At 49.6% G+C, this 914-nt stretch carries 1 protein-coding gene; it reads right to left on the minus strand.

Going from position 1 to position 914, the window contains the following annotated elements; all coding sequences use genetic code 11:
• On the minus strand, window positions 1-914 hold a 914-nt coding region (locus tag ACP45E_RS12990; protein WP_069585083.1), incomplete at both ends, for a serine hydroxymethyltransferase.

The following is a 914-nucleotide window of genomic DNA, read 5'->3' on the forward strand; positions in this document are numbered from 1 at the left end:
ACCGCGGCTCGTTCCCGCTGGTGTACCCAAACGGATGCCCGATGTAATCATAGGTTTTTCTGTGTCAAATGGAATTCCATTTTTGTTACATGTGATCCCGGCACGCTCTAGCGCTTCTTCTGCTTTGTTTCCTTTCAAACCTTTAGGGCGAAGGTCAACCAGCATTAGATGGGTATCAGTCCCCCCCGTCACAATGTCACAGCCACGCGATTGAAGCACTTCTGCCAGTACTTTGGCGTTGCTTATCACAGAGTCGATATACGTATTAAATTCAGGGCCTAATGCCTCACCGAATGCAACGGCCTTTGCTGCAATAACGTGCATCAGTGGGCCGCCTTGAAGCCCCGGAAATACCGCTGAATTGATCTTTTTGTTGATCGCTTCATCGTTGGTCAGAATCATTCCGCCGCGAGGGCCGCGTAATGTTTTGTGTGTCGTTGTTGTCACCACGTGTGCGTGTGGGATAGGGCTAGGGTGTGCGCCTGTAGCAATTAGGCCAGCAATGTGGGCCATATCGACCATTAAAATGGCATCAACTTCATCGGCGATTTCACGGAACTTAGCAAAGTCGATGGTACGAGGTATCGCTGAACCTCCAGCAATGATCATTTTTGGTTTGTGCTCTTTAGCGAGTTCTAAAACCGCATCGTAATCGATTTCGAGTGTGTCACGATCGACGCCGTATTGAACGGCGTTAAACCATTTTCCTGACATTGCAGGGCGAGCACCGTGAGTTAAGTGGCCACCTGCATCTAAAGACATGCCTAAAATGGTATCGCCCGGTTGAAGAAGTGCGAGCTTAACGGCGCCATTCGCTTGAGCCCCAGAGTGAGGCTGAACATTTACATAGCCACAATTAAAGAGTTTCTTTGCGCGTTCAATCGCGATGGATTCAACCGAGATCGGAAGAGCGG

This window comes from Vibrio genomosp. F10 str. 9ZD137 (assembly GCF_049974785.1).
Classification (GTDB): domain Bacteria; phylum Pseudomonadota; class Gammaproteobacteria; order Enterobacterales; family Vibrionaceae; genus Vibrio.